This window comes from Sphingobium sp. IP1 (assembly GCF_002708645.1).
Lineage (GTDB): Bacteria > Pseudomonadota > Alphaproteobacteria > Sphingomonadales > Sphingomonadaceae > Sphingobium > Sphingobium yanoikuyae.
The window spans coordinates 12,875-35,498 of record NZ_NOIW01000001.1 but is presented as its reverse complement, the minus strand read 5'-3'; the positions used below and the strand labels follow the sequence as shown (position 1 = coordinate 35,498).

The window sequence follows — 22,624 nt, the reverse complement described above, 5'->3', positions numbered from 1 at the left end:
CGGACGGAAAGACGAAGGGGGCCGAAAGGCCCCCTTTTTCGTGTTCATCGATGCGGGAAGATCGGCCCCCGATAATCGCCGGCGGTCAGTGGCTGGCGCGGTGGTTGAGATCGTGGCCGAGGGCGAGAATGGCGACGCCGAGCAGCGTGTAGGCACTTTCCTGCCAGCCATGATCCATGGTCAGCGCGCCGGCCATGATGCCAAGGCCGAGCGAACCGATCGCGGCGGGCATCATGAAGCGATGGACGAGCGCGCCATGGCCGAGCGCGATCGCGCCCATCAGGATGGCAAGCGCCAGCCCCGCTTCATGGAAGATCGGACTGTCGAAAATGCCGCCGGCCGATGCCAGCAGGCCCAGCACCACTGCGGTCAGGAAACAATGCGCGACGCACAGGCCCGAAAGCGCCATCGCAAGGCGATCGAGGCGTCCGGATTCCAGGGCGTGACGGAAGCTGAGCAGCATGGTGCGTGCTACATAGTCGAGACCGGCATAAGTTACAACATAACATCACCGATTTTTCGGGCGGGAAAGATGCTCTCGTTCCGCCGGACCGTCAGGCAGCGAAGCGCAGACAGTTGCGGCCGCTGCCCTTGGCGGCATAGAGCGCCTTGTCCGCCGCCTCCATCAGGGTCGCGGCGCTGGCGCAGCCGTCCAGTTCGACAAGGCCGGCGCTGAAGGTGATGGCGATATCCTCGCCATTGCCAAGCGGGAAAGGCCGGACCCCGACGCGGGTGCGCAGATGCTCGCAGATGCGTTCCGCCCGTTCCAGATCGACATCGGGCAGCAGCACGGCAAATTCCTCGCCGCCCAGGCGGCCGACGCTGCCGGTGCCACGCAGAGCCTGGCGCAGCCGCTCGACAAAGCCCACCAGCACCCGGTCGCCGGCGGCATGGCCATGGCGGTCATTGACCGACTTGAAATGGTCGATGTCGATCAGCAGCAGGCAGGCCCGCCCACCGGCGGCGACACGGGCGATCTGGTCGTCCAGCTTTTCCTGCAGCGCGCGGCGGCTGTCGGCACCGGTCAGGGCATCCTGCGCCGCCGCCTGGTGCAGCGCTCGCTGGCGCGCCTTGTGGCGGGAAATGTCGCGCACGGTGCTGATGACGCCGATCGCCCGCCCCTGCTCGTCCAGCACGGCGCGGACCAGCATCTCATACCAGTCGAAATCATTGTCCGGCCGGTTGGGGCGAAATTCGACCGCATGCGCCTCCCCCGGATGGGCGAGCGCGCGGCGATGGGTGACGATTGCGAAGGGCCGATATTCCGGGTCGATCAGGTCGACGGCGGGCTGGCCCAACAGTTTGTCTGCATCAATGCCGATCTGGTCCACGGCCGAAGGCGAGACATATTGGATGATGCCGTCGATGCTGAGATTGACCACGCCGTCGCCGCTATGTTCGGCAAAGGCGCGATAGCGCGCCTCGCTGTCGCGCAGCATGCGGATCAGCCGGCGACGGCTGTTGAGTTCGGCGGCCACGGGGACCGACAAAAGGAAGCTGAGCGCCAGATAGAATTGGAAGAACTGGATTCGTTCGGGAATGCCGGCCGCGACCAGACGGAGCGGTCCATGGCCGGTCATGGTCGCCGTGCCGCCGATCAGGGCGAGGATGACGATCGCCGCCGCCGACCCTGCATAGCCGGTGCGGAAGGCGATCAGCACCAGCGGCAGCAGCGAGGCGAACAGCATCGGATAACCGGCACCATAAAAGATCCACCAGGCGCACAGGGCGAAGGCGGACAACAGGCCGAACGCCTCCAGCCGCTCGACCGGCCGGGCCTGGCGCGCCCAGCGGCTCACCTCCCCCTGCAGCAGGATCAGCAGCAACGGCGTGCAGATGAGGCCGCCCAGCACATGGCCGCTATACCATTGCAGCCAGACATGGGGGAAATCACCGCCCAGCAGGATAGCGACCACCAGCCCGGCGCCGATACCGGCAAGGACATTGGCAACGCCCGCCAGCGCGAAGATGAAGATGGACAATTCGCGCATCGATGCGGCGATCTGTCGCCCGACGCCCAGCCGGCGGCAGATATAGGCGACCACCAGCGCCTCCCCGACATTGAGGATAGCCATCGGCACCGCCGCCATTGCGCCGATGCCGAACAGCGCCGTCGCGATCGAGCTGGCGACCATGCAGGAGAGGATGAGACGCGGCCAGGCGCGCATGCGCGCGGTCATCATTTCCGCCATCAGCAGGGCATTGGCGCCCCAGATGAAGGCCAAGCCGCCTTCGAATCGCGATGTCAGCAGAGCAAGCGACGCGACCGCAAAGTAAAGCAGGCCGGTAAATACCGACATTTTCAGGGAAATATGGCGAAGGGCGGGCCGCGTCATGTTCCCATCCGGGTTAAGCGGACAATGTTAATATATATTCCTATGCCGCCGACTATTTGACGACGACTAAAGCAAACAGGCCCCGGCGATCATCACCGGGGCCTGATTTGATAATATTACATGTTTATTCAACTGGATGCGTCAGCCAACAGCGCATCGGTCGGGGCCGAAATCGACGGATTGCGATCCTTGATCGTGGCCCGCGCCTGGCGCACGCCGGCGCCATAGTCGGGATGGACCTGGTCGAAGAGCTTGCACTGGCGCTCCTCGATCGCGTCCGGGATATCGCCCATGGCGGCGGCGATATTGGCGAAGAGCCGCGCCTTCTGCGCATCGTCGAACAGGTTGAACAGCGCGCGCGGCTGGCCGAAATCATCATTGCCTTCGCGATGATTATAGCGGTCGGCATCGCCCGAAATCTTCAACGGCGGCTCCAGGAAGCGCTGATCCTCTACCGGCCCGCCAAAGCTGTTGGGCTCATAATAGGCGGCCGGGTTCGGATTGTTCGGGAAGAAGCGCATCGCCCCGTCCTTGTGATAATGATGCACCGGGCATTTGGGCGCGTTGACCGGCAGCGCCTCATAATGGGTGCCGATCCGGTGCCGGTGCGCATCGGCATAGGAGAAGATGCGCGCCTGGAGCATCTTGTCGGGCGAGAAGCCGATGCCCGGCACGATGTTGGACGGCGAGAAGGCGGCCTGCTCGATCTCCGCGAAATAATTGTCGGCGTTGCGGTTCAGCTCCAGCACGCCGACGTCGATCGGCGGATAATCGGCATGCGGCCAGACCTTGGTGAGGTCGAACGGATTATAGGGCGTCTTGTCCGCATCCAGTTCCGGCATGATCTGGACCTGCATCTTCCATTTGGGGAAGTCGCCCTTCTCGATCGCCTCGAACAGATCCTCCTGCGTGGATTCGCGGGTGCGACCGACGACATCCGCCGCTTCCTCATTGGTCCAGTGGCGGTGGCCCTGCATCGTCTTGAAGTGGAACTTCACCCAGAAACGCTCGCCGGCGTCGTTGATGAAGCTGAAAGTGTGGCTGCCATAGCCATTGATATGGCGCACATCGGTCGGCAGGCCGCGATCCGACATCAGGATCGTCACCTGGTGCAGCGATTCAGGGCTCAAGGACCAGAAGTCCCACATTGCCGTGGGCGAGCGCAGGTTGGTGCGCGGATGGCGCTTCTGCGTGTGGATGAAATCGGGGAATTTCAGCGGATCGCGCACGAAGAAGACCGGCGTGTTGTTACCGACCAGATCCCAATTGCCTTCGGGCGTATAGAATTTCATCGCAAAGCCGCGCACGTCACGCTCGGCATCGGCCGCGCCCAATTCGCCGGCCACGGTCGAGAAGCGCAGGATCATCGGCGTCTGCGCGCCCGGCTGGAGCGCCTTGGCCTTGGTATATTTGGAAATGTCGCCAGTGATCGTCAGCGTGCCATAGGCACCCCAGCCCTTGGCATGGACGACGCGTTCGGGGATGCGTTCGCGATTCTGGTGCGCCAGCTTTTCGAGCAGCTGATAATCCTGGAGCAGCAGCGGGCCACGCGGGCCTGCGCTCAGGCTGTTCTGATTATCGGCAATCGGCGCACCCGCGCTCGTCGTCATCACTGGCTTATCGACCATATCGTCCTCCTCGGCTTTGGATGAGAACAGGCTAAGGCCCCGCGAAGTTTCAGAAAAACTGATTAAATCGGATTGGGTGATCGATTTTTACGGTCAATCTGAAGATCGCCCGAGTCAGGAGGTCAGCGCCCGATCGCGCAGGCGGTGCCATGCCGACAGTCGCGCATCGCGCGGCTGCGGCAGCATTGCCGGATCAAATCGAGTCGTTTTCCCTGCCATCGTCGCGGCCTCGTCCAGGGAGCGGAACAATCCAGCCCCCAGCCCTGCCAGCATGGCCGCACCCAGCGCCGTGGTTTCCACATCCGTCGGACGATCCACACTGACATCGAGCATATCAGCGATATCCTGGGCGATCCAGTCATTGGCGCTCATGCCACCGTCGATCCGCAGCTGGCGCCAGGGTGCGCCGTCGGCGGCGAAGGCGGTGGCGAGGTCGGACAATTGGTGCGAGAGGGATTCAAGCGCGGCGCGGACGATATGCGCACGGGTCGATCCCTGGGTGAGGCCGGCGATGACGCCGTTCACGTCCGGCCGCCAGTGCGGCGCGCCCAGCCCCGCCAGCGCCGGCAGCATCAGCACGCCGCCGCTGTCGGGCACCGATCTGGCCAGCGCCTCCGTCTCCGCCGCCGATCCGATCAGCCCCAACTGGTCGCGCAGCCATTTGATGAGATTGCCGGCGATGAAGATCGATCCTTCGAGTGCATAGATGCGCTGGTCGCCGATCCGGTAGAGCAGGGTGCCGAGCAGGCGATGGCGCGAGGCCGGCATCTGCGCGCCCATATTGGCGAGGATGAAGGCGCCGGTGCCCAGGGTCGCCTTGGCATCGCCGGGCGTCAGGCAGGCCTGGCCGATGCTGGCCGCCTGCTGATCGCCGGCCAGTCCGCGGATCGGGATGGCGCCGCCGAACAGCTCTGCCAGCGTCTCGCCAAAGGCGCCGGCATTGTCGACGATTTCGGGCAGTGCGACGCGGGGCACGCCGAACAGGTCGCACAAGGCCGGATCCCAATCGGTGCCGTCGAGCGCCACCAGCTGGGTGCGGCTGGCATTGCTGGCGTCGCTGACATGCAGGCCGCCGGTCAGTTTCCATGCCAGCCAGCTTTCGATCGTGCCGAGCGCCAGCGCGTCCCCCGCCTGTGTCACGGCCGGCACATGGTCGATCAGCCAGCGCATCTTGCTGGCGGAAAAATAGGGATCGACGACAAGGCCGGTGCGCTGTTGCAGCATCGCTTCATGGCCGGCTTCGCGCAGCGCCGTGCATTGCGCCGCCGTGCGCCGATCCTGCCAGACGATGGCGGGCGCCAGCGGTTCGCCGGTGCGCCGGTCCCAGGCGACCACCGTCTCGCGCTGGTTGGTGATGCCGATGGCAGCGATCCAGTCGGCGCCGCCCGCCCGGTCCACCATCTGGCGGGCGCAATCGCGCGTGCGGGTCCAGATTTCGGCGGCGTCATGCTCGACCCAGCCGGGCTGTGGATAATATTGGGTCAGTTCCGCCTGCGCCATCGCAATGCGGCGGCCGTCAGGGGCATAGAGCATCGCGCGGGTCGAGGTCGTCCCCTCGTCCAGCACCAGCAGATAGCGGTCGGTCATGCCCTCTCCTCAAGCCAGGCATCGAGCGCGGCCAGTTGCGCGGCGTCGAAGCGCAGGCCCAATTTGGTCCGGCGCCAGAGAATATCCTCGCTGCTCTGTGCCCATTCGCGCGCAAGCAGGTAGCAGAGTTCCGCTTCGGTCAGGCCATGGCCGAAATCCCGGCCCAGGTCCGACCAGTCGCGCGCCGCGCCCAGCCAGTCGCGGGCACGGGTGCCATAGGCGCAGCCGATCCGCTCGGCCGTGTCGAGATCGAGAAAGGGGTAGTCGCCCGCCAGCGCAGCGACGAGATCGGCCAGGCCGGTCATCGGGAAATCGCCGCCGGGCAGCGGCGCGTCCGCCGTCCAGTCATCACCCGCGAGCGCAGGCAGGAGAGGCTTCAGCAGGGCGATCGCCTCCGCCGCGAGATGGCGATAGGTGGTGATCTTGCCACCATAGATGCTGAGCAGCGGTGGCGCGTCCTCCTCCCGGTCGAGGTCGAAATGATAGCCGCGCGTTGCCGATTCCGGCCGGGCCGATCCATCGTCGATCAGCGGCCGGACGCCGGCAAAGGCCCAGACGACATCGGCGGGGCTGATCGACCGGGCGAAATAGCGGTTCGCGCCCTCGCACAGATAGGCGATTTCCTCGGCACTGGCCGCGATCGGATCGACGCCGTCCTGATGATCGCGGTCGGTTGTGCCGATCAGCGTGTAGAGATGCTGATAGGGGATGGCGAAGAAGATGCGGCCGTCGGGCAGCTGGAAGAAATAGGCCATGCCATGGTCGAACAGGCGCGGCACGACGATATGCGATCCGCGCACCAACCGGATGAGCCGGTCGGCGCGGCGATCGGCCCGGTCCAGCAGGTCGAGCACGGCAGGACCAGTGGCATTGACCACGACCCGCGCTTGGAAGGTTTGCGCCTGCCCCGCCGCATCGCGCGCATGGATACGCCAATGATCGCCAGCCTGCTCCAGCCGCAGCACCTGCGTGCGGGGGCGGATATCGGCGCCATGATCGGCGGCGTCGCGGGCATTGAGGATGACCAGCCGGGCGTCATCGACCCAGCCGTCCGAATAGACATAGGCGGGGCCAAAACCGGCCCGCAGCGGCACGCCGGCGACATGATGATGCAGGTCGATCGCCTCGGTCGCCGGCAGGGCGCGGCGGCCACCGATATGATCGTAGAGGAAGAGGCCGAGGCGCAGCAGCCAGCGCGGGCGCAGCCCCTGGACCCAGGGCAGGACGAAACGCATCGGCTGGATGATGTGCGGCGCGATGCGCCACAGCCTTTCCCGTTCGGCCAGGGATTCGCGGACCAGGCCGAAGGCGCGATGTTCCAGATAGCGCAGCCCGCCATGGATGAGCTTGGTCGAGGCCGAGGAGGTGCCCTGTGCCAGGTCGCCGCGTTCGAGCAGCAGCACGCTTGCCCCCCGCCCCGCCGCATCGCGCGCAATGCCGCACCCGTTCACCCCGCCGCCGATCACGGCAAGGTCGTGGATGAAAGGGGCCGTCTCCTGCGTCACGCCGCCGTTCTAGCGGCAAAATGCTGCCCCCGATATTAACGAAGGCAAGATCGTGAAAATTCATCCGGCCAGCGCCACGCGCGGTCGCCCATGGTGCCGGCCGAATGCCTGCGCGCCCCCACGCGCGTCAGAAGGGCGTACCGTCAGGCGAGGCTGTCGACCACCAGTCCGCTATTGCTGCTGCTCGTGGTGCTGCTGGTCGATCCGTAGAGCGACTGGCTGAGGCTGGAGCGGAGATTTTCGAGGAAGGCGATGATCGAATCCAGCTGATCGGTGGCGCTGGTCGCACTCGTTTCGCTGGTCGTGCTGCTATCATCATCGCTGCTGTCCTCGGCCGGGCGCGGCGGCGGTGGGCCGCGCATACCCTGTGGCCCCTGCATCCCGTCCATGGCGGCCAGGCCGTCGATGCTCATGCCGTCGTCGCCATCGGCCGACGCTCCCGCGCCGCCCGGTCCCTGGGCAAAGAGGCTCTGCAACTGCGCCGCCTGATCCTCGGTCAGGGTGCCGGCCGACACCTGTTCGTCGATCAGGGAATCGATCCGGTCCTTCATCGAAGACGGATCGAGCCGAGAGCTGCTCGAACTGGCGGAGCTGCTGAGCGCGGAATCGATGGAATCGAGCGCGGTTTCGAGCGCGTCGCCATCCGTTTCCGAGATGGAGCCGGCCTCCACCGCGGCGTCGATGCGATTGGTCATCGACATGCGCGGCGATGGCGGCATGGTCATGCTGTTGTAACTGCTGATAGTCGTCATGCTGGAAGTCCCCACTTCGTTTAGCGGGACCATTCATGCCGAATAAGTCTGAAAAAACATTGTATTTCAATCATGTAATTGATTGAAATAGAGACGCTACACTGACCAAGAAACGGTTAAGCGCACGCCCTTACCTGATGATATCAGGCCTTTTCCAGCGTGCATTGCAGCGGGTGCTGGTTCTGCCGGGCGAAATCCATCACCTGGTTCACCTTGGTCTCGGCCACTTCATAGCTGAAGATGCCGCACACGCCGACGCCGCGCTGATGGACGTGCAGCATCACCCGCGTCGCTTCCTCCATATCCATGCGGAAGAAATGCTGGAGGACATGCACGACGAACTCCATCGGGGTGTAATCGTCGTTCAGCATCAACACCTTGTAGAGCGACGGCTTCTTGGTGCGGGTGCGGGTACGCGTGGCGACGCCGATGTTCGGGTCATTGTCGCCCGTATCGTCCTGATCCGGACCGGCCCTGAAGGGCGCGCCTGCCGATGCGTTGAAGAGATGGTTCATGATGCAGAAGAATATGGCGATTTGTCCTGCCAAGGCAAGGGGGCCGACCGCATGCCATCGCTGCGTAACCACGTTTCCCCGGCGAGAAAAAAGGCGATGCTCCGACCGGAGCACCGCCCTTGTTCATCATCCCGGCCGGATATCGGCCCGGAAATTCGGCTGTAAAATCAGCCCGCCTCAGGCGGCGAGCGACTTCACCTTGTCGGTGACCAGGGTCACGCGCGCGGTCAGCGGCTGGCTGATGTCGCCGGCCAGCTTCATGAAGGCTTCGCTGCTCTTGGCGGCTTCCTTGGTGAACTCGTCGAAGCTGCTCGACAGGAACTGGCTCTGCAGCTGGAAGAATTCGGTCGGGGTCTTGGCGGTCGAGAAGCTCTTGATCGAGGCGGTCGCCTTCTCGAAGCTCTTGCGGCTGTAGTCGACGGCTTCCTGGCCCAGCGTCTCGAAGCCCTTGGCCGCGATCTTGCCCGATTCCACCAGCGCTTCGACATTGCCCTTGGCGATGTCGCTCAGCTCTTCCATCGCCTTGGTCGACTTTTCGACACCGGCCTTCGCCTTCTCGTTCAGGTCGGCATAGGCCGTTTCCATCTTGGCCTTGGTATCTTCGGCGAACTTCTTACCGGTTTCGAGGATATCGTTCATGATCAATGTTCCTTCCGTGGCAGGCAGCGTCTTCGCTTTGGTCTTCGGGGCGGACACAGGCTCCGGAGCCACTACCGCCTCAACATCTTCAACAATCGGTTCGGGCGCGGCATCCACCGCCGTCGTCGCCGCGACCACCGCCACCGGATCGGCAACGGGTGCCGGTTCCGCAGCAGGAGCTTCAGCAGCCGCGACCGGCGCCGGCTTCTTCGCTACCGGCTTGGGCGCAGGCGCCTTTGCCGGAGCAGCCTTGGCGACGGGTTTGCGCGGGGCAGGCTTTTTGGGCGCGGGCTTCTCACCCAGGGCGGACTCAGCCGCCTTGAGTGCCTCACTGGCAGACAAGGTTGCGGAACCGCTTTTCGCGACCGGCTTGGCACGCGCAGACTTAGGGGTAACGGCCATCGACCATCCTCCGTTTGTTGCACTGCACAATAAGCCTTATCCCAAAGGATTACAAGGCCCATTGTGCAGTGCAACAAATCAGACATATTGATGTTTCGACACTGATCGGCGGCCAATGGGGAATGGCTGAAATCCGCGCCTCTACCGGGCTTTTACGTAACGTCCGGGCGCATCTTCTATTGCCCGAAGCTTGCCGCCGCCCGGCTTGCGCGCGCCGCGGACAGCCACTTCGCGCGAATCGATGCCGCGCAGCCATTCGGCCCAGTCCGGCCACCAGCTGCCCTTGGTCTCGCGCGCAGCCGCAACAAAATCATCCAGCGTCGGCTGCGGCGCGTCGGCGGTCCAATATTGATATTTCTGCGCGACCGGCGGGTTGATGACGCCGGCGATATGGCCCGAGCCGGCCAGCAGGAAGCGTACCGGCCCGGCGAGATGCTCGGTCAGTTTCCACACGCTTTCGAGCGGGGCGATATGATCCTCCTTGCCGGCTTGGACATAGGCGGGCGTGTGGATCTGCGTCAGGTCGATCGGCGTGCCCGCCACGCTGATCGCGCCTGGCACCACCAGCATATTGTCGCGATAGAGCTGGGTCAGATAGTCGCGATGCCAGCGCGCCGGCAGATTGGTGGTGTCGCCATTCCAGTAGAGCAGGTCGAAGGGCGGATAGTCCATGCCGAGCAGATAGTTGTTGACCACATAGTTCCAGATGAGGTCGCGCCCGCGCAGCAGGTTGAAGGTCGCCGCCATGTAGCGCCCGTCGAGAAAGCCGCTGGAGGAGAGACGATCGACCAGCTTCATCTGCTCGTCATCGACGAACAGGGTAAGATCGCCGGCCGCACTGAAATCCACTTGCGCCGTGAAGAAGGTCGCGCTCGCCACCTTGTCCGCTTCCCCCCGCGCGGCCAGCAAGGCCAGCGTGGCGGCCAGCGTCGTGCCCGCCACACAATAGCCGATGGTGTGGACGCTGGGCACGTTCAGCAAGTCGCGCACCGTGTCGATCGCGTCGATCTGGCCATTGAGGATATAATCGTCCCAGACCATGTCCTTCATCGAGGCGTCGGCCGACTTCCACGAGACGAGGAAGACGCTGATCCCCTGGTCCACCGCCCATTTGACGAAGCTCTTCTCCGGCGAGAGATCGAGAATGTAGAAGCGATTGATCCAGGGCGGGAAGATGATCAGCGGCGTCGCCAGCACCCTGGGCGTCGAGGGCGCATAATGGATCAGCTGGTAGAGCGGGGTTTCGTGAACCACCTTGCCCGGCGTCGCGGCGATGTTGCGCCCCAGTTCGAACTGGGTGCCGTCGGTATGGGTGAGCTGGCCCTTCTCCATGTCGGCCAGCATATGCTGGAGGCCCTTCACCAGATTCTCGCCGCCGCTCTGGATCGTCTTTTCCACGACCGTCGGATTCATCAGCGGGAAGTTGGACGGCGCCATCGCGTCGAGCATGCCGGTGGTGGCAAAGCGCAGCTTGGCCTTCGCCTTGGGATCGACGCCGTCGACCGCATCGGCCAGGTTCATCAGATAGTCGGAGATCAGCAGATAGCTTTGCCGGATCAGGTCATAGAAGGGATGGGTCGTCCAGGCCGGATCGGCAAAGCGCCGGTCCTTGCGCGCGGCCGGGCTGTCGGCCGGCGGCGGATCGGGCTGGTCGCGCAGCAGGCCGCCGGAATCGAGAAAGCGCTGCCACAGCGCCAGCCCTTCATCGGCAAAGCTGGTCTGGATGCGGGCGACGGTCTCGAGATCGAAGGGCAGCACCCGGCCGGTCGCGCCCGCCGCCTGCTCCAGCATCAATTGCTGCGCGCGGCCCAGCACCTGGGTCCATTTCTGCATCTCCGCCAAGGTCGGGAGATGGGGCTCCAGGACATCCTGCGTTTCCATGGCCACCTTCCTCCTCCTGGCATTGCCGATATCAGCCGCTTTCACTGGCGCGCCGCAGCCTGGCGGGTTATAGCCAGATTGTGACACGCCGAATGCGTGCCACGCACTATTCCTTACCGAGAGCTTTCAGGAAAGCCCCTATAATGTCCGAAGAATTCTACCGCATGAAGCGCCTGCCGCCCTATGTCATCGCCGAAGTGAACGCGATGCGAGCCGCAGCCCGCGCCGCGGGAGAGGATATTATCGACCTGGGCATGGGCAATCCCGACCTGCCGCCGCCCGATCATGTCATCGCCAAGCTGGTCGAAGTCGCCAGCAAGCCGGACGCCCATGGCTATTCCCAGTCCAAGGGGATTCCGGGCCTCCGCAAGGCCCAGGCCAATTATTATGGCCGCCGTTTCGGCGTCGATGTCGACCCGGAAACCGAAGTCGTCGTGACCATGGGATCGAAGGAAGGGCTGGCCAGCCTCGCCACCGCGATCACCGCGCCGGGCGACGTGGTGCTGGCGCCCAACCCCAGCTACCCGATCCACATGTTCGGCTTCATCATCGCAGGGGCCACCATCCGGTCGGTGCCGACGACGCCGGACGAGAATTATTTCCGCGCGCTCGACCGCGCCATGGCCTTCACCGTGCCGCGCCCGTCGATCCTGGTGGTCAATTATCCGTCCAACCCGACGGCGGAGACAGTGGACCTCGCCTTCTACGAGCGGCTCGTCGCCTGGGCGAAGGAGAACAAGGTCTGGGTGCTGAGCGACCTCGCTTATTCCGAGCTTTATTATGACGGCAACCCGACGCCCTCCATCCTGCAGGTGCCGGGCGCCAAGGATGTCGCGATCGAGTTCACGTCCCTGTCCAAGACCTATTCGATGGCCGGCTGGCGCATCGGCTTTGCGGTCGGCAACAAGCAGCTGATCGCGGCGATGAGCCGGGTGAAGAGCTATCTCGACTATGGCGCCTTCACGCCGATCCAGGCGGCCGCCTGCGCCGCGCTCAACGGGCCGCAGGACATCGTCGCCAAGAATCGCGAACTCTATCACAAGCGCCGCGACGTGATGGTCGAGAGCTTTTCCCGCGCCGGATGGGACATTCCCGCGCCGCGCGCGTCGATGTTCGCCTGGGCGCCGCTGCCGCCCGCGCTCAAGGACATGGGCAGCCTGGAATTTTCCAAGCAGCTGCTGACCCATGCCAAGGTCGCGGTCGCGCCGGGCGTGGGCTATGGCGAGGATGGCGAAGGCTATGTCCGCATCGCCATGGTCGAGAATGAGCAACGGCTCCGCCAGGCGGCCCGCAACATCAAGCAGTATCTCAAGTCGATGGGCGTCAACACGCCTTCGTCCAAGGGCGCTGCCTGACCGTCACGCGCCTGGCGCGCCCGAACCATGACCATGATCGCCGTCGGACATTGGTGTGTCCGGCGGCGTTTGCTTTAGCGCCCCCTTGCCCCTTGGCCCGCGATCAAGGATAGAAGCGAGGGATGAGAGGACCAAGTCGATGATCCCCCTTCCGCAGGTCAGCCAGGTCGCCCAGACGATCCAGCTGGCGCTTGCCCCTGTCTTCCTGCTCGCCGGTATCGGCGCGTTCCTCAATGTCTGCGTCAGCCGCTTGGCCCGCATCATCGATCGCGCCCGCGCGGTCGAGGAATGGGTGCTGAGCACGCGTGGCAAGGAACATGACCGGATGGTGAGCGAGATCCGCGTGCTCGACCGGCGCATGAGCGTGGTCAATGGCGCGATCTTCCTGTCGGTGGCGTCGGCCTGCGCGGTCTGTCTGGTCGTCATCCTGCTGTTCGCGGGCAATCTGTTCAACGCCCATCTCGGCACGCCGGTGGCGATCCTGTTCAGCCTGGCGATGGTGCTGCAGGCCGCCGCCTTCGGCACCTTCATCCAGGAAATCCGCCTGGCGTCGCGCACCATCCATATCCGCAACGAGGTGCTCTACCACAAGGTGGAGGAGGAAGAGGCGGCATGACGCGCTTCACCGTCAACGACCGGCCGGTGCAATATCGGATGGACCCGGAGACGCCTTTGCTGTGGGCGCTGCGCGACGCGTCGAACCTGACGGGGACCAAATATGGCTGCGGCACCGGCGATTGCGGCGCCTGCACCGTGGATATCGACGGCGAGGCGGTGCGGTCCTGCCAGGTGACGATCGGCAAGACCGAGGGCCGGTTCGTGACGACGATCGAGGCGCTGTCGCCCGATCGCGGCCATCCGCTGCAACAGGCGTTCGCGGCCGAGAATGTCTCCCAATGCGGTTATTGCATGTCCGGCATCATCATGGCGGCGTCGGTATTGCTGCGGCGGACCAACGACCCGACCGATGCGGAGATCGATGCGGCGATCACCAATATCTGTCGCTGCGGCGTCTATCCCCGGCTGCGCGGTGCGATCAAGCGCGCCGGCCGGATCATGCGTGGCGAGGATCAGGCGGGCGACGGCCCGATCCAGGCCGCACCCCCGCCCGGCATCACGCCGGACGAGGCGGTGCGCGCCGTGCCGGCGCTGCGCAAGCCCTAGAAATCGGCCTTAACCGAAGCGATAGCCGGAAACCGTCCAGCCCAGCACCGTGCTGCGATGGGCACAGATGGCGGCGTCCTCGCCGCCGGCCCCCAGCGCCACCATCAGCGGCAGCAGATGTTCCTCGCGCGGATGGGCGAAGCGGGCATGGGGCAGATGATCCCAGGCGGCGACGCGGGCCGCCCGCCGAGCCGGGTCGGGATCGGTCACGGCATCGCGCAGCGCATCGTCCCATTCGCGCGAAGGCGCCGTCGCCATCACACCACGCACGCGCAGATTGTGGAAGCTCATGCCCGATCCGACAATCAGCACGCCTTCGTCGCGCAGCGGCGCCAGCGCGCGACCGGCGGCGATATGGGCGGCGGGATCGAGATCGCGACGCAGCGACAGCTGGGCGACCGGAATGTCGGCATCGGGCAGCGCAACCTTCATCGGGATGAAGACGCCATGGTCCCAGCCGCGTTCGGATTCGCGCGCTGTGGGAAAGCCTGCCTGTTCCAGCAGCGCGGCCGCACGTTCGGCAAGCGCGGGCGCACCCGGCGCGTCCCAGCGGAGCTGATAAGTGTGCGGCGGGAAGCCGAAATAGTCGAACAGCAAGGGCGGCCGGGCGCCGTCATGGACGGTGAAACCGGGCGTTTCCCAATGGCCCGACACCAGCAGGATCGCGCGCGGTCGTTCCGGCAGGTCGGCGATCAGGCCGGCAAGATACTCCTGCATCGGCTGCCACATGGCGTCGCTGTGCGGGTGTTGGGGATCGGTGGGTTCCATGAAGAAGCAGGGACCACCGCCATGGGGGATGAACAAGGCTGGCTGTTTCATGCCCGCCTAGATCGGATGTCGGCGCCGCCCGCGCAACGCGCCAGGCGGAAACCGACTGTTTCCGGTCAGCCCCTGGCCAGCATCGGGGCGATCGCCTGGGCCAGGGTCGCGCCCGAATAGGGTTTCTTGAGCAGGATGACGTCACTGAAGCGATCCGGCAGGTCGAGCCCGTCGCCATAGCCAGTGGCGAACAGGAAGGGCACGCCGCGTTCCGCCAGCATGTCCGCGATCGGCAGGCTGGTCTCATTGCCCAGATTGAAGTCGAGCACGGCGAGGTCGACCGGATGGAGCGTGATCGCCTCATGCGCGCGGCCGATGCTGGCAGCGGTCACCACCTGCGCGCCGAGGTCGCGCAGCGCATCCTCGCCATCCATGGCGATGATCATATTATCCTCGACCAGCAATATCTGCCGCCCCTTGAGCAGATGCGGTGAGGGAGCGGGCGCCGGCTTGGCGCGATCGGTGCCGGCCACGTCGGGCAGGATCGAGGCGACATGGGCGGACGGAATACAGAAGCGTGCCTCCAGCCCTGCCAGCCGATAATTGACCTCCGCCCGACCACCCAGATCATAGGGGATGGAACGCTCGATCACGGTCGAGCCGAAGCCCCGGCGCGAGGGCGCGACGACCGCCGGGCCGCCGCTTTCCAGCCAGTGGAGCAGCAGGCTGCCCTCGGCATCGACATGCCAGTCGATCGCCACCGATCCATTGTCGGACAGCGCGCCATATTTGGCGGCATTGGTCAGCAGTTCGTGGATGACGAGCGCCAGCACGGTGAAGGCGGCGGGGGTCAGCAGCACATTGGGGCCGGTGAGCTTCACCCGGTCGCGCCGGTCGCCGAGATAGGCGCCAGCCTCCACCTCGATCAGGTCATAGAGGCGCGCGGGCGCCCAGCGATCGGCGGTGATCTGGTCATGGGCACGGGCCAGCGCATGGACACGGCTTTCCAGCGTGCCGATGAACTGGTCGACCGACATGGCGCTGTCGCGGGTCTGGGAAATCAGGCCACGGATCAGCGCGAGGATGTTGCGGACGCGATGGTTGAGTTCCGCGATCAGCAATTCCTGCTTCTCATGCGCGCGCTGCCGTTCCTCGTCAGCGGAATCGGACAGGCGCAGGATGACTTCAAGCAGCGCCGTGCGCAGCGCTTCGGCGACACGCAGTTCGGCCGGCATGAAGGCGACGGCCGTGCCCTTCACCAGTTCCGACCATTCCTCGAAACTCTTGCGCGGGGTCAGGCGCGGGCCGTTGGGGCCATATTCGATATGCTTGTCCTGCTTGCCGGCCCAGCGAACCGAACGCAGCTGTTCGGCACGGAACAGCACGACATAGTCGCGCGGCCGGCGCGAGATCGGAATGGCGAGCAAGCCGGCGGCGCGATCGGCATGGGCCAGGGCTTCCGGCATGATGCGGGCGATGCTGTCGGTGGTATAGACCTGGCTGGCGGCGGTGCGGTTGAGCATCGAAACGATCGCGGCGAAGGACGGCTCGTCCGGAGTCAGGCCCGACAGCGTCATCTGCCCGTCAATATAGATGCCCACGCCATCGGCGGGAATCGTGTCGAAGATGATGTCGCCCAGCCAGCGGGCGTTGGACATCAGGTCATGATCCTGCGCGACGGCGGAGAGCAGCCGGTCGGCGACCTGGCGCGCCTTGCCCTCATAGCTGGCGGTTTCCGCCCGCTCGCGCCCTTCCAGCATCATCGAGAAGATCTGGCCGAACAGTTCGGCGGCACTGCGCTGCGCGAAGCTGGGCAGGCGCGGCGCATAATGATGACAGGCGAACAGGCCCCACAGCTTGCCATCGACGATGATCGAGATGGAGAGCGAGGCCCCTACCCCCATGTTGCGCAGATATTCGATATGGATCGGCGATACCGCGCGGGTGACGCAGAGCGACATGTCGAGCGCGGCGCCGGCGGGATCGAGCGCCGGGATGACCGGCACCGGCGGCGCGTTGATATCCGCGATCACCCGGAAGATGTTGCGCATGTAGAGCGCCCGCGCCTGCGCCGGGATGTCGGAGGCCGGATAATGCAGGCCGAAGAAACTGTCGATGCCGGGGCGCAGCGCCTCCGCCACCACCTCGCCATCGCCATTGTCGGCAAAGCGATAGACCATCACCCGATCGAAGCCGGTGAGCGCCCGCACCTGGCGTGCGCCATCGCGCAGGAAGGCGGTCATGCTGTCCGCCTGCGCCAGCCGCGCGACCATCGAGCGGACCATGGAACTGGCCTCCATCTCGTCGGGCACGGCGGGCTCCGCCTCGATCACCACCAACTGGCCGGAGAAATGGACGGCCACGTCGAACGGCGCGCCGCCCTCCACCAGCGGCAGCGAGAAGACCCGCTCCACCGAATCGGGGCCACGCAGCAAAGTGATGCGATTGCGCAGCGTGTGGATCGCATCGGCGGTGAAGATCGCGCTGATCGGCTGGCCCAGCATCTGGTCCGGCACCAGGCCGATATGATCGGCACTGTTGGTCGAGACGCGCGACACCAGCCAGTCGGCGGTCAGGGCAACGAGAAAGCCGAAGGGCTGGACCGTGCCGAGCACATGAATCGGCTCGCGATCGCAATTATTGATGTCGACGGTGAAGCTCTGGGCTTCCGGGCTGGTCACATCAGTCACAGGCGACCTCCCGCTCGGCGCGCGCACCCGCCTCGAACAGGGTGAAGGCTGTCCGGGCGCCGGCGATCGCATCGTCCAGCCAGTCCGCATCGCCCTCAGCCGCTGCGTCATCCAGTTTCTGCTGGAAGGCGACCCAGCCGCCCTTGGCATGAACGGCGGACAGATAGGCACGGGGCAAGTTCTCGGCGACCTGCCGCGCGAGCATCGCGCCGCCCAGGCGCGATCCTTCGAGCGCATAGAGCAGGCCCCAGCGAAAGCCGTCGCCGCCCGTGGACGGCATCGACAGCGGCTCTGGCATAGCCTCCCCCAAGGCCGCAAGATCCTGCGCGATCAGCGCAAGGCGCGGCGAATCGGGTCGGGCGACCGGCTCAAGCGCGGCGATCGCGCGAGCATGGGCACGCAGGAAGGCGCGATAATCAGGCGCGGAAGCGAGCGAAAAATGGGAAAACAGGTCATCGACCCGTTGATGGCTCTCCATCGTCGCGGCGCGCAGGGCCTGTCTTACGCGGCCGGCATCGGCGGTTCTTATCACCCGTTGGTCCTAATGGTTGTTTGTCGGCACTGCACTGATCTGGATCAGCTTTGCGCCGAACAGCCCATTTACCGGGCTTTTCCGATGCAAGATGGTGGGATGGATGGAATGATCGAGATTGTCCATTGTTCCGGGACAGAATCTTTCAAATCGCTGACAGAAGAGTTCAGCATCGCGACATCGCCATCCGCGTAGAGATGCGGCATGAAGGGAACAGATGGTTCCCGCACGAGGAATCGGAACGATGCTGAGGAAATGGATGCTGGCCGGCCTGATGGGTGCGACGCTGCTGGGCGGCGTGGCACCGGCCTATGCCCAGCGCAACGACAATGGCGGCGGCCCGCGCGGCGAGCGCGGTGCAAGCAATCCCGGAAACCGGGGCGGCGACATGCGCGGCGCGCAGGGCAGCACGCGCTGGCAGGGCAACAGTGATCGCGGTGGCGATCGCGGCGGACGCCCGCAAATGGCAGCCCCCGCGCAGCGCTGGCAGGGTGGCCCCGAACGGGTCAGCCGGCCGGACCAGCGGCCCGACCAGCGCGCCGATCGCCCCAATGGCAATTGGCAGCGTCCCGGCAATCCGAACCCCGGCATGCAGCCGTCCGATCGTCCCGATGGGCGCGGCGATGGGCGCAGGGTAGACGCGCGGCCGGATAGTCGCTCCGACTGGAATCGGCAGGTCTGGGACCGGGATCGCAATGGCCGTGACTGGAACAACCGCAATCGTGACGGCCGCCCCGACGATCGGCGCTGGAGCGACAATGACCGGCGCGGCGATCGTCCCGGCTATCCGGGCAACTGGAACAATGGTGGCCGTCGCTATGACGATCGCACCCGCTGGGCCGACCAGCGCCGCTGGGACAATGGCTGGCGCCAGGACCGGCGCTATGACTGGTATGGCTATCGCAGCCGCTATGGCGACCGCTATCGCATGGGCCGCTATTATGCGCCGTCGGGCTGGAATTATGGCTATCGCAGCTTCTCGATCGGCGTGTTCCTGTCGGGTCCGCTCTACGGCAGCAGCTACTGGCTGAACGATCCCTATTATTACCGCCTGCCGCCGGCCTACGGCACGATGCGCTGGATCCGTTATTATGACGACGCGCTGCTGGTCGATATCCGCGACGGCTATGTCGTCGACGTGATCCGCAACTTCTTCTGGTGACAGCCTCCTGAACTGGCCTTCAGGACACTGGGCCCGGTGCGACACCGCACCGGGCCCTTTTTCATTGCGCGGCGCCGGTCGGAAATGGCAGGGAGGCGGCATGAACGAGATAGTGGATGATGGCGGCACCGCGTCGCCGGCCCGCGCCGCGATCGGCGATCGGGTGCGCGAGAAATTGAACCGCAACCCGCTGGTCAGCCGCATCGACAGCCCCCACCTGGAAATCTATGGGCGGCAGGATTTCCTGGGCGCGGAAGAATGCGCGGTGATGCGCGCGATCATCGACGCCGGCGCCCAGCCATCGACCCTGTTCACCGGCCGGGAAAATGCCGATTATCGCACCAGCCACAGCTGCAATCTCGACCGGGAAGACCCGCTGGTCCATGCGATCAGCGCCCGCATCTGTGCGATGACCGGGCTGGAGCCCGACCATGGCGAGACATTGCAGGGGCAGCGTTACACCCATGGCCAGGAATATAAGGTCCATTGCGACTATTTCCCGGTCAATGCCAGCTATTGGCCCGACATGCGCAAGACCGGTGGCCAGCGTAACTGGACGGCGATGATCTATCTGTCGCCGGTCGAGGGCGGGGGCGAGACCCATTTTCCGCGCTGCGAATTCATGGTGCCGCCGATCGAGGGGATGATCCTGATCTGGAACAACCTGAAACCCGACGGCGCGCCCAACCCCTATAGCCTGCACGCCGCCCGGCCGGTGGCTCAGGGCACCAAATATGTCGTCACCAAATGGTTTCGCGAACGCCCCTGGGTTCGCTGACCCAGAACATCGCGCGCCATTACACTTTGCGACATAAATGACTGGTTCCTGACAGCGCCGTTCCCGGACGGTTCAGCGAATCCACTCCATATTCAACATGTTGGTAAGGGAACCTGCCCCGCTTGAAGCGGTTGGAAGCGTCCCCGAGCCTCCAGATTGATGGGAGTAGAAATATGCGCAAGATCATCATCCTTGGCCTTCTTGCGGCCACCGTCGTCCCCAGCGTCGCTTCCGCCCAGTCCTATGGCGAGGCCCGCCGCAGCGAGCAGCGGCTGCGCGAAGACCAGCGCGACCTGCGCGCGGCCCAGCGCTATGGCGATCGCCGCGATGTCCGTGAAGCCCGTCGCGATGTTCGCGACTCCCGCCAGGAAGCGCGGGAAGACTGGCAGGATTATCGCCGCAGCCACCGCGACGTCTATCGCGCCGGCAACTGGAATGCGCCCTTCCGCTATTCGCGCTGGAATGCCGGCGCCCAGCTTCGCCCGGCCTATTATAGCTCGCGCTATTATATCGCCGATCCCTATCGCTATCGCCTGCCCCGTCCGGCCGTCAATCAGCGCTGGGTCCGCCACTATAACGACGTGATGCTGGTGAATGTGCGCACCGGCCGGGTGATGACCGTCCATCGCGGCTTCTTCTGGTAAGCCGATCGAAACAGGAAAGGCCCCGGACAGCGATGTCCGGGGCCTTTCTTTACCCCCTTGGCCGCGCCCCCCGTTTCCGGGCGGGCGCGGCCGATGCCGTGCCAGGCACGCCATCAGTCCGAAAGGGGGGTGGACCGTTCGCGAAACGCCCCTCGCGCGCGATGGTTCCCCCGCTTCTTTCCGATCAGGCGGCGAGCGCCTGCGCAATCAGCTTGCGGCTGTTGTCGATGCCATAGAGCGCGATGAAACTGCCCATGCGGGGGCCCTGATCGGCGCCCAGCAGCGTCTGGTAGAGCGCCTTGAACCAGTCGCGCAGTTCGGCGAAGCCAAAGGCTTCATCCTTGCCGATGGCATAGACAATATTCTGGATATCCTCCGCGCTGGCATCGGCCGGCAGCGCCGCGAGTTCTTCGTCCAACTGGCGCAGTGCGGCGGCTTCGTTGGCGTGCGGCGCGCGGCGCTGGAGCGTCGGCGCGACGAAATCGCGATGATAGGCGAGCGCATGGCCGATCAGCGCGTCCAGTTCCGGATAGGTTTCCGCACTGGCACCGGGCACATAATTCTGGAGATAGCTCCACACCTGTTCGCGGCTGGCATCGCCCATCACACCGACCAGATTGAGCAGCAGGCCGAAGGTTACCGGCAGTTCGCCCTGCGGCAGCTTGCCATCATGGATATGATGGACCGGGTTACCCAGCTGCTGCTCGATCGCCTGCTTGGGATAATTGCCGCGGAACTGCCAATATTCGTCGACCGCGCGCGGGATCACGCCCATGTGCAGCTGCTTGGCCTTCTTGGGCTCGCGATAGGCGTAGAAGGCCAGGCTTTCCCGCGGGCCATAGGTCAGCCACTGCTCGAGGCTGAGGCCGTTGCCCTTGGACTTGGAGATCTTCTCGCCCTTTTCGTCGAGGAACATCTCATAATTGAAGCCTTCGGGCGGACGGCCGCCAAGCGCGCGGCAGATCTTCGACGACTGGGTGACCGAGTCGATCAGATCCTTGCCCGCCATTTCATAGTCGACGCCCAGCGCATACCAGCGCATCGCCCAGTCGACCTTCCACTGCAGCTTCGCGCCGCCGCCCAGGATCGACTGCTCGATCGTCTCGCCCCCAGGAACGGAAGTGTCCACGAAACGGACGATGCCGGCTTCGGCATCGACCACCTCGACTGGCACCTGCAGCACGATGCCGCTCTTCGGGCTGATCGGCAGCACCGGCGAATAGGTCGCCTGCCGTTCCTTGCGCAGGGTCGGCAGCATGATGTCCATGATCGCCTGATAGCGGCGCAGCACCTGGCGCAGCGCTTCGTCGAAGGCGCCGGCCTGATAGCGTTCGGTGGCCGAGACAAATTCATAGTCGAAGCCGAAGCTGTCGAGAAATTCGCGCAGCATCGCATTATTGTGATGCGCGAAGCTTTCATATTTCTCGAACGGATCGGGCACCTGCGTCAGCGGCTTGCCCAGATAGTCGGCCAGCATCGCCTGGTTCGGCACATTGTCCGGCACCTTGCGGAAGCCGTCCAGATCGTCGCTGAACGCCACCAGCCGGGTCGGGATGTCCGACAGCGCGTGGAAGGCGTTGCGGACCATGGTGGTGCGCAGCACTTCGTTGAAGGTGCCGATATGCGGCAGGCCCGACGGACCATAGCCGGTCTCGAACAGGATATGGCCTTTCTCCGGCGCGCCATTGGGGTAACGCTTGAGAAGCTTGCGCGCCTCCTCATAGGGCCAGGCCTTGGACGCGTTCGCGGCGGTGCGGAGAATGTCGGATATGGTCATGATGCCAAAGCCCCTACCGCCGCAAAGGCCGAAAGGGAACGGCTTTTGGAGGCAAAAACGCGTTAAACCGGGCTTCATATTTAGATTTTGTTCACCCTGTTCCTCCATGGTCTGGTCATATGGAGGCTCCCATGCAGACACCCCGCAGCCGCGAACGGATTCCCGTCGACATCGCGATCACCATCACGACTGTGCTCGATAGCCTGGAAGGGACGATCGTCGATCTGAGCGCGGGCGGCGCGCAGGTCGTCGGCTGTTCGCTGCCGACCGGAAGCCAGTGTCAGCTGGATATTGATGGCTATAGTGTGTTCGGCACGGTGCGCTGGTCGGAAGAGGACCGGATGGGCATCCGTTTTCCCTATATCCTGACCGAAGGGCCTTTGTTCGAGCAGCTGGAGATGGCGCGCCTGGCCCGCCGCGCGCCGGTGGCGTTCCAGCCCCGACCGGCTGCGCCCGCCTTCATCTATTCCGGTCCCATGGGTTTTGGCCGCCGGACCAGTTGATCGGCGCATTTCGGT

At 64.7% G+C, this 22,624-nt stretch carries 20 protein-coding genes; 7 read left to right on the top strand and 13 right to left on the bottom strand.

The annotated features are described in order from the left end of the window. Positions 1 to 85 precede the first annotated feature (85 nt). The 9 genes from CG471_RS00195 to CG471_RS00155 all read right to left on the bottom strand — a co-directional run bounded on the left by CG471_RS00195 (position 86) and on the right by CG471_RS00155 (position 11,245). Positions 86 to 463 (bottom strand): MerC domain-containing protein, encoded by a 378-nt coding sequence (locus CG471_RS00195; RefSeq protein WP_004209982.1) that lies wholly within the window; start codon positions 461 to 463, stop codon positions 86 to 88. 91 nt (positions 464 to 554) lie between these two features. Continuing rightward, positions 555 to 2,336: a sensor domain-containing diguanylate cyclase gene (locus tag CG471_RS00190; protein ID WP_099229752.1), complete on the bottom strand. Its 1,782-nt coding sequence runs from the start codon at positions 2,334 to 2,336 to the stop codon at positions 555 to 557. 128 nt (positions 2,337 to 2,464) lie between these two features. After that, positions 2,465 to 3,964, bottom strand: coding sequence for a catalase (locus CG471_RS00185; protein ID WP_099229750.1), 1,500 nt, complete (start codon positions 3,962 to 3,964; stop codon positions 2,465 to 2,467). 114 nt (positions 3,965 to 4,078) lie between these two features. Continuing rightward, the gene (locus tag CG471_RS00180) at positions 4,079 to 5,551 is read right to left on the bottom strand and encodes a glycerol kinase GlpK (protein WP_099229748.1); all 1,473 of its coding nucleotides are present in this window, start codon (positions 5,549 to 5,551) and stop codon (positions 4,079 to 4,081) included. Beyond that, the gene (locus CG471_RS00175; RefSeq protein WP_099229746.1) at positions 5,548 to 7,056 is read right to left on the bottom strand and encodes a glycerol-3-phosphate dehydrogenase; all 1,509 of its coding nucleotides are present in this window, start codon (positions 7,054 to 7,056) and stop codon (positions 5,548 to 5,550) included. Before CG471_RS00175 ends, CG471_RS00180 begins: the two co-directional genes overlap by 4 nt. Positions 7,057 to 7,199: 143 nt before the next feature. After that, complete coding sequence (locus CG471_RS00170) at positions 7,200 to 7,808, bottom strand: hypothetical protein (RefSeq protein ID WP_099229744.1); 609 nt, start codon at positions 7,806 to 7,808, stop codon at positions 7,200 to 7,202. 143 nt (positions 7,809 to 7,951) lie between these two features. Further along, positions 7,952 to 8,323: an ATP-dependent Clp protease adapter ClpS gene (clpS, locus tag CG471_RS00165; protein ID WP_004209974.1), complete on the bottom strand. Its 372-nt coding sequence runs from the start codon at positions 8,321 to 8,323 to the stop codon at positions 7,952 to 7,954. A 177-nt stretch (positions 8,324 to 8,500) separates the two neighbouring features. Continuing rightward, on the bottom strand, positions 8,501 to 9,364 hold the full coding sequence (locus tag CG471_RS00160) for a phasin family protein (protein ID WP_069335704.1): 864 nt from the start codon (positions 9,362 to 9,364) through the stop codon (positions 8,501 to 8,503). A 141-nt stretch (positions 9,365 to 9,505) separates the two neighbouring features. Then, positions 9,506 to 11,245, bottom strand: coding sequence for an alpha/beta hydrolase (locus tag CG471_RS00155; RefSeq protein WP_099229742.1), 1,740 nt, complete (start codon positions 11,243 to 11,245; stop codon positions 9,506 to 9,508). Between the two features lie 143 nt (positions 11,246 to 11,388). Here CG471_RS00155 and CG471_RS00150 point away from each other — a divergent pair, with 143 nt between their 5' ends. The 3 genes from CG471_RS00150 to CG471_RS00140 all read left to right on the top strand — a co-directional run bounded on the left by CG471_RS00150 (position 11,389) and on the right by CG471_RS00140 (position 13,764). Next, complete coding sequence (locus tag CG471_RS00150; RefSeq protein ID WP_004209971.1) at positions 11,389 to 12,600, top strand: LL-diaminopimelate aminotransferase; 1,212 nt, start codon at positions 11,389 to 11,391, stop codon at positions 12,598 to 12,600. A 139-nt stretch (positions 12,601 to 12,739) separates the two neighbouring features. Next, a complete protein-coding gene (locus CG471_RS00145) occupies positions 12,740 to 13,216 on the top strand; it encodes a DUF2721 domain-containing protein (RefSeq protein ID WP_037507334.1) in 477 nt (158 codons plus the stop codon). Continuing rightward, entirely contained in the window at positions 13,213 to 13,764 is a 552-nt protein-coding gene (locus CG471_RS00140; RefSeq protein ID WP_099229740.1) for a (2Fe-2S)-binding protein, read from the top strand. The genes CG471_RS00145 and CG471_RS00140 overlap by 4 nt, the downstream gene beginning before the upstream one ends. A gap of 9 nt (positions 13,765 to 13,773) precedes the next feature. Here the strand turns inward: CG471_RS00140 and CG471_RS00135 are convergent, their stop codons facing one another. The 3 genes from CG471_RS00135 to CG471_RS00125 form a co-directional block, all read right to left on the bottom strand. Beyond that, positions 13,774 to 14,583, bottom strand: coding sequence for a class III extradiol ring-cleavage dioxygenase (locus CG471_RS00135; RefSeq protein WP_099229738.1), 810 nt, complete (start codon positions 14,581 to 14,583; stop codon positions 13,774 to 13,776). A 65-nt stretch (positions 14,584 to 14,648) separates the two neighbouring features. Continuing rightward, positions 14,649 to 17,213, bottom strand: coding sequence for an HWE histidine kinase domain-containing protein (locus tag CG471_RS00130; protein ID WP_099229736.1), 2,565 nt, complete (start codon positions 17,211 to 17,213; stop codon positions 14,649 to 14,651). Then, on the bottom strand, positions 17,206 to 17,691 hold the full coding sequence (locus CG471_RS00125) for a biliverdin-producing heme oxygenase (RefSeq protein WP_099229734.1): 486 nt from the start codon (positions 17,689 to 17,691) through the stop codon (positions 17,206 to 17,208). Before CG471_RS00125 ends, CG471_RS00130 begins: the two co-directional genes overlap by 8 nt. Positions 17,692 to 17,989: 298 nt before the next feature. On the opposite strand from CG471_RS00125, the gene CG471_RS00120 reads away from it, so the two are divergent. The 3 genes from CG471_RS00120 (at position 17,990) to CG471_RS00110 (ending at position 20,329) form a co-directional block, all read left to right on the top strand. Next, positions 17,990 to 18,907 (top strand): RcnB family protein, encoded by a 918-nt coding sequence (locus CG471_RS00120; protein WP_257211353.1) that lies wholly within the window; start codon positions 17,990 to 17,992, stop codon positions 18,905 to 18,907. A gap of 100 nt (positions 18,908 to 19,007) precedes the next feature. Further along, on the top strand, positions 19,008 to 19,685 hold the full coding sequence (locus CG471_RS00115; RefSeq protein ID WP_099229730.1) for a 2OG-Fe(II) oxygenase: 678 nt from the start codon (positions 19,008 to 19,010) through the stop codon (positions 19,683 to 19,685). A gap of 173 nt (positions 19,686 to 19,858) precedes the next feature. Beyond that, complete coding sequence (locus CG471_RS00110; RefSeq protein WP_037518627.1) at positions 19,859 to 20,329, top strand: RcnB family protein; 471 nt, start codon at positions 19,859 to 19,861, stop codon at positions 20,327 to 20,329. 184 nt (positions 20,330 to 20,513) lie between these two features. Here CG471_RS00110 and CG471_RS00105 read toward each other — a convergent pair whose 3' ends face one another. Next, on the bottom strand, positions 20,514 to 22,106 hold the full coding sequence (locus tag CG471_RS00105) for a lysine--tRNA ligase (protein ID WP_099229728.1): 1,593 nt from the start codon (positions 22,104 to 22,106) through the stop codon (positions 20,514 to 20,516). A gap of 131 nt (positions 22,107 to 22,237) precedes the next feature. On the opposite strand from CG471_RS00105, the gene CG471_RS00100 reads away from it, so the two are divergent. After that, positions 22,238 to 22,609 (top strand): PilZ domain-containing protein, encoded by a 372-nt coding sequence (locus CG471_RS00100; RefSeq protein WP_099229912.1) that lies wholly within the window; start codon positions 22,238 to 22,240, stop codon positions 22,607 to 22,609. Positions 22,610 to 22,624 lie beyond the last annotated feature (15 nt).